The sequence below is a fragment of the Mesorhizobium sp. M0701 genome (assembly GCF_040320365.1).
Taxonomy (GTDB): Bacteria; Pseudomonadota; Alphaproteobacteria; order Rhizobiales; family Rhizobiaceae; genus Mesorhizobium.
Genome location: NZ_JAMYPO010000061.1, coordinates 23,463 through 29,608 on the forward strand (window position 1 = coordinate 23,463; position 6,146 = coordinate 29,608).

At 59.0% G+C, this 6,146-nt stretch carries 5 protein-coding genes; all 5 read left to right on the forward strand.

What is annotated here, in order from left to right:
* Positions 1 to 273: 273 nt before the first annotated feature.
* The 5 genes from NKI24_RS32755 (at position 274) to NKI24_RS32775 (ending at position 5,916) form a co-directional block, all read left to right on the forward strand.
* Positions 274 to 1,215 carry an ABC transporter permease gene (locus NKI24_RS32755; RefSeq protein WP_352750414.1) on the forward strand — a complete coding sequence of 314 codons (942 nt, stop codon included), beginning with the start codon at positions 274 to 276 and terminating at the stop codon, positions 1,213 to 1,215.
* Between the two features lie 2 nt (positions 1,216 to 1,217).
* Positions 1,218 to 2,099, forward strand: coding sequence for an ABC transporter permease (locus NKI24_RS32760; RefSeq protein WP_352750415.1), 882 nt, complete (start codon positions 1,218 to 1,220; stop codon positions 2,097 to 2,099).
* Between the two features lies 1 nt (position 2,100).
* Positions 2,101 to 3,108 carry an ABC transporter ATP-binding protein gene (locus tag NKI24_RS32765; protein WP_352750416.1) on the forward strand — a complete coding sequence of 336 codons (1,008 nt, stop codon included), beginning with the start codon at positions 2,101 to 2,103 and terminating at the stop codon, positions 3,106 to 3,108.
* Positions 3,105 to 4,154, forward strand: coding sequence for an ABC transporter ATP-binding protein (locus tag NKI24_RS32770; RefSeq protein ID WP_352750417.1), 1,050 nt, complete (start codon positions 3,105 to 3,107; stop codon positions 4,152 to 4,154). The genes NKI24_RS32765 and NKI24_RS32770 overlap by 4 nt, the downstream gene beginning before the upstream one ends.
* A 334-nt stretch (positions 4,155 to 4,488) precedes the next feature.
* Positions 4,489 to 5,916, forward strand: a complete 1,428-nt coding sequence (locus tag NKI24_RS32775; RefSeq protein ID WP_352750418.1) for a CapA family protein — start codon at positions 4,489 to 4,491, stop codon at positions 5,914 to 5,916.
* Positions 5,917 to 6,146: the final 230 nt, after the last annotated feature.

Genomic DNA, 6,146 nt, shown 5'->3' on the forward strand with positions numbered 1-6,146 from the left:
CAAATCACGCTCCTTTTTAGGGCTCCCATTTCAGCATCGACGCATTTTGGTCCAAACCTTCCTCTCCAGGTGTTATAGTTTTCAAAATGTCGTCTCCGCGGCAAAGTCATTCGCTGGAAAACCAAAGGTCTACCGCCTCTTTGAGATCCAATGCGCTCTCGTGGTGTCAAAAGAACTCATAGATGCGGATTAGCCGCGCCGCTAACTAAAAAGGGGAGTGTAACTTGAGAATCTCTCGACGCGACCTTATCATGCAGAAGGTTTAAGGGCGCAATGGCTGCCTACATAGTTCGCCGAATGGTCTCGACCGTCGCCGTCATGGCGATGGTCGGCATCTTCGTCTTCCTGCTTCTCAGGCTCGCGCCCGGCGATCCGGCGGACATCATCGCCGGCCCTAGGGCCACGCCAGAGATGATCGCCGGCATTCGCGAACGGCTGGGACTCAATCAGCCGCTGCCCGTTCAGTTCGTCCATTGGGCGCTCGGCATCCTCGGCGGCGAGCTCGGGACCTCAATTTTCACGGGGCGACCAGTTCTCGAACTGATCTCGCAGCGGCTGGAACCGACTGTTTCCATTTCGATCCTGACGATCATCGCTTCGGTGACGATTGGGGTCTCCTTCGGTATCCTTGCCGCATGGCGAGCTGGCGGTCTTGTTGATCGCATCCTGACGGCATTCGCGACACTTGGTTTTTCTGTTCCGGTGTTTGTCGTCGGCTTCGTTCTCATATATTTGTTCGCTATCACAACACATTGGCTACCGGTCCAAGGATATCAGCCTATTGACCATGGCTTGGTACCATGGCTTGTGCACTTGATACTGCCGACCGTGACTTTGAGCATTGCCTACATTGCTTTCATCGCCCGGATCGCGCGGGCAAGCATGCTCGAAGTTCTCTCGGAGGACTATATGCGAACGGCCGCCGCCAAGGGCGCCTCGTCATATTCCATGCTTTTCCACCACGCACTGAAGAATGCGGGTGTGCCGATCCTGACGGTGATCGGCTTAAGTTTCGCAGGTCTGATCGGTGGCGTCGTCATCACGGAAACGGTGTTCAACATACCTGGTGTCGGTCGTTTGGTGGTCGATGCGATCAACAACCGCGACTACCCCATCATTCAAGGTGTGCTCATCCTGGTTTCGGGTCTGTACGTCCTTATCAATCTCGCGGTCGATCTTTCCTACACTCTGGTCGATCCCCGCATCCGGTACTGACTATGACGCTCCTCTCCGCACCAGTTGAATACGTCCTGACGGGCCGCTTGCGAATATGTGATCTTCCCCGTCTAGCACGGCGGCATCCGCTCGTCCTTATGGGCGGCGGCCTCTTGGCCCTGTTGATTATTCTGGCGCTCGCTGCCCCGCTTTTCGCCGGCAATCCATTGAACATGGATCCATTCAAGCGTCTCCAGCCGCCGTCAGCTGACATGTGGTTCGGAAGCGATAATCTGGGTCGTGACGTGTTTGCACGAACGGTGTTCGGCGCCCGGATCTCACTGATAGTCGGATTGACGTCGGCGGTGGGGGCGGGTTTGGGCGGTCTCCTGATCGGTGTCATCGCCGGCTATGTACGCAGCTTCGACAATATCGTCATGCGGATCATGGACGGCCTTATGTCGATCCCGACGATTCTGCTGGCCATCGCCCTTATTTCTCTGACAGGACCCGGCATCGGTGTCCTCATCGTCGCCATCACGATCCCCCAGTTGCCAAGCGTCACGCGGCTGGTTCGTTCGGTGGTTCTAGGTGTTCGGGACCGTCCCTATGTGGAGGCCGCGCTCTGCGGCGGCGCGCGCCTGCCGAGGCTGCTGTGGCGGCATATCCTGCCGAGCACCATTCCGCCGCTCATGGTTCAGGGCGCCATTGTCTGCGCAGACGCGATTCTGACAGAGGCCGGGCTGAGCTTCCTGGGCGTGGGCGTGCCGCCCGAGATTCCGAGCTGGGGCAACATGATTTCAAGCTCTCGACTCTATCTCGCTATCGCCCCAATGACGATTTTCGCCCCCGGCATCTGCCTTGCCGTCACGGTCCTTGCCGTCAACCTGCTTGGGGATGGACTGCGCGACCTGTTCGATCCCCGCGCGAAGCGGAGGCGCTAACATGCAGATGGATCAAACCGAAGGTAGCGACTTGCTTCTTGACGTCCGAAACCTGGAAACACATTTTTACGGCGAAGAGAGCGTCACCCGTGCCCTGGGCGGCATCAGCTTTCAGGTACACAGAGGCGAAACTCTCGGCGTCGTCGGCGAGTCGGGATGCGGTAAGAGCGTCACCGCGCTCTCCATCCTTCGCCTGCTGCCGAAGCTGACCGCCAGAACGGTCGCCGGCGAGGCGCACTTTCACGGAAGCGACCTGCTTCAGCTGTCCGACCGGCAAATGCGACGGATCCGCGGCGACCAGATCGCGATGATCTTTCAAGACCCTATGACTAGTCTCAACCCCGTTTACACTGTCGGTCACCAGATTGCTGAGGCGGTGCAGATCCACACGGGAGCCTCCCGGTCAGATGCAATGGCAAAGGCCGGGGAGATGCTCCGACTTGTCCGGATCGCAGATCCTGAGCGTCGTGTGAACAACTATCCCCATGAGATGTCCGGTGGTATGCGCCAGCGCGCCATGATCGCCATGGCTCTTGCCTGCTCACCGGAACTATTGATTGCCGACGAGCCAACCACTGCGCTTGACGTCACTATCCAGGCGCAGATCCTGCGGCTGATCGTCGATCTGAAAGAGCGCATGGGGACAGCCGTGATGTTCATCACGCATGATCTGGGCATTGTGGCCGAGACATGCCAACGCGTAATTGTCATGTATGCTGGCCGGATCGTGGAGCAAGCGACTGTAAACGATCTTTTCGCGCGCCCGGCCCATCCCTATACCCACGGCCTCATGCGGTCGGTCCCGGATCGGCGGCACGGTCGACAGCGCCGCCTTCCAGAAATTCCCGGCATCGTGCCAAGCCTTCGCGAGCCCATCGTGGGCTGCAGCTTTGCGCCTCGCTGCCCGTTCGCGATAGATATTTGCCGCGAGAAGACGCCCATTCTTGATGATGTCGGGCCGGGCCACGCCGCGGCTTGCTGGCGCGCCGAAGTGGTCATGGGCGCATGAGGGGACCTTTGTTGAAAGTCGAGAATCTGACCAAGCATTATCCGCTCGGTACAGGATTCCTGAAGAAGACCATTCCGGCAGTGCGAGCGGTGGAGGATGTGTCCTTTTCCGTCGAGGCGGGCGAGACACTCTGCATCGTTGGCGAATCGGGCTGCGGCAAGTCCACCGTCGCGCGGCTTTTGATGCGGCTCGTGGAGCCGACAGGCGGGCGCGTGCTCATCGACGGCACCGACATTGCAGGCCTGAAGAAGCAAGCGCTTCGGGCGTTTCGTCGTCGGATGCAGATGGTCTTTCAGGATCCTTATTCGTCGCTGAACCCGCGGCTCACGGCCGAGCAGATCATCACCGAGCCTGTCGAGAATTTCGAGCGCCTCAGCCGCAAGCAGCGCCAGGCACTTGCCGCGGACCTTCTCCGAAAGGTCGGAATGTCGCCCGAGATGATGAACAGGCTTCCGTCTGAGTTGTCGGGCGGCCAGCGCCAGCGGCTCGGCATCGCACGCGCCCTGTCGCTCAACCCCTCGCTCATCATCGCCGACGAGGCAGTGTCAGCCCTTGACGTCTCCGTGCAGGCGCAGATTCTGAATCTGCTTGTGGATCTCCAACAGGAGATGGGCATCGCATTCGTCTTCATCTCGCATGACCTAGGCGTCGTAGAGCATATCGGGCAGCGCGTTGCCGTCATGTATCTGGGGCGGATCGTGGAACTGGCCACATGCGAGGCGCTGTTCGCCAAGCCCGTCCATCCCTATTCCGAGGCGCTGATCGCGGCGGCACCTGTGCCGGATCCTACGCGCGTTCGGCTGGAGGTGCCTGTAGAGGGCGAGGTGCCAAGCCCCATCAATCCGCCAAGCGGGTGCACGTTCCACCCGCGCTGCCCGCTCGCGGTCGAGCGTTGCCGCATCGACGTGCCGCCTTTGGTGCCGATGGCAGACGGGCGCGTCGTGGCCTGTCATGTGCGCGCTCCGTCTACCGACGTCCCGGACCAACCGGCTGCGGCGGCCAATTCCTCGCTCACTCCTGTGGCACAACTACAGACGCTTTCCTGAGGCATACCCATGAGATTGTTCGCCGCCGCCCGAAACCGAGACTTCGCCCTGCTGCCGACATCTATGAGACTTTCGTGCTGCAGATATGTTTTCCGTCCAGAAGGAACGCCCGAGGTTCGGCCCAATACAAGTTGGGGGCGCTAACCTCGGCTCGGAGCTATGGCACGACCTGCTGAGGGCTCAGAGCGCGCCAGCTCCAGAGCTTCGCGATGGCGCTTGAGATAGGCAATTTCGCCCATTCGCGTCCACGACAGGCTTGCCGGGTCGGCGAACTAGTCCGATGACAAAATACAGTGACAGTCAAATCCGCACTCACGAAAAGTAGGAGATCATTATGGAGAGAGATTCGCATGAGAATAGTCGCCACCCAATCCAGCAGGATGGTGGCTTTGATACGGTCGGTTCAATTGCCACAAACGTTGAAGACGGCTTCACAATGGCAGCAGTTGGGGACCTTCTCTTTGCGCGGCCAGTGACGAAGGGCCATTATCCTGGCTTAGTCGATGTTCTCAGGATCTTCCATGGGGCCGATGTCATTTTCGGGAACTTGGAAACCAACATCTTGGATGTTCAATCCAAAGGATGCCCGCAGGCTGAGTACGGTGGAGCGTATTGCATCAGTGACCCGCAGCTAGGACCTGACTTAAGGGCCATGGGCTTCAATGTGGTCAGTCGCGCGAATAACCATACGCTCGACTGGGGCCTTGAAGGCATGCGCGAGACGAGCCGGGCGCTCGATGAAAACGGCATCATCCATGCAGGCGCAGGCGAAAACCTCGCACAAGCTGGAGCCGCGCGCTTCCTGGAGACTCCGCGCGGAAGGGTAGCGTTGGTGTCATTTGCTACGACGTTCATGCCGATGGCTCGTGCGTGCGATCCCGCTGGCGAGGCGCCAGGCAGACCAGGGCTCAACGCCCTTCGTTTGGAGAAGAGCATCGTTGTTCCGCCGGAGATGCTCAAGAGCTTGAGACAGGTGCGCGAAGTGCTACCGGGCTACAACCCAGCTGGAAAAGATCCAAGCCGCGTAGTCCTCGGCGGGGTGACGTATAAAACTGGCAACAAAGCCAGTTACAGCTTCGAGCCGAACTCGCGTGACATCGCCGATATCCTACGCAACGTTCGTCGGGGCAAACAGATCTCCGACTTCTGCATCGCCACCAATCATGAGCACGAGCCCGGGGTATGGAGCCAAGAACCGCCTGACTGCGAACAGGAGTTGGCCCGAAGGCTTATCGATGCCGGGGCGGACGCATACGTCGTGCATGGACCTCATCAGCTGCGGGGCATCGAGATTTACAAAGGCCGGCCTATTTTTTACAGCTTGGGCAATTTCTTCTGTCAGGACCTCCGGACGCCAGTAGGCGATGACATGTACGAGGTATACGGCAAGGATCCGAGGGTCGATACAGACGCCGAAGTCACGGTCGACGAGGTGTCAAAAGGATATCCGACTGCGGAAGGATTAGTAGGGTCTCAATCTGATACGATCTTCTATGAGAGCGTGGTCACCATTAGCCGCTTTGAGCAGAACCAACTCGCTGAATTGCGGCTCCATCCGATCGAGCTCCGCCGCTTAAACAGATTTGCGAACCGGGGTGTACCGCAGCTCGCACCCGCACCGCAAGCAGTAGCTATTCTGGAACGCCTACAAAAGCTCTCGACGCCTTTTGGCACCAAAATTGAGATCGAGAACGGGGTTGGATTGATCCGGCTGCCGCCCAGCTTGGCTGCGGCATGTATCAATAGCTCCGGCGTGTCCTGAGGCGCATCTCGGCAAATCACACGCCGCGGATGGCAGCTAGCCAGGGCCGCCAGGCTTGGGCTCTCCCCAACCGCCGGTACTTGCGGGTGACCTGTCCTCCAACAGGTCATCCGCTGTTGTCCTGAGCCGTAACTGCTACAGCCGTTTTGCAATCCGGAGACGTTACCGTGAACTACCGCATTCTCACTGGCGAGCTCGAACAGGAGGCAAACACCTTCAACAAGGTGGCG

Coding starts and splice junctions, on each gene's coding strand:
- NKI24_RS32755 (WP_352750414.1), top strand. CDS start 274: ATGGCTGCCTACATAGTTCGCCGAATGGTCTCGACCGTCGCCGTCATG.
- NKI24_RS32760 (WP_352750415.1), top strand. CDS start 1,218: ATGACGCTCCTCTCCGCACCAGTTGAATACGTCCTGACGGGCCGCTTG.
- NKI24_RS32765 (WP_352750416.1), top strand. CDS start 2,101: ATGCAGATGGATCAAACCGAAGGTAGCGACTTGCTTCTTGACGTCCGA.
- NKI24_RS32770 (WP_352750417.1), top strand. CDS start 3,105: ATGAGGGGACCTTTGTTGAAAGTCGAGAATCTGACCAAGCATTATCCG.
- NKI24_RS32775 (WP_352750418.1), top strand. CDS start 4,489: ATGGAGAGAGATTCGCATGAGAATAGTCGCCACCCAATCCAGCAGGAT.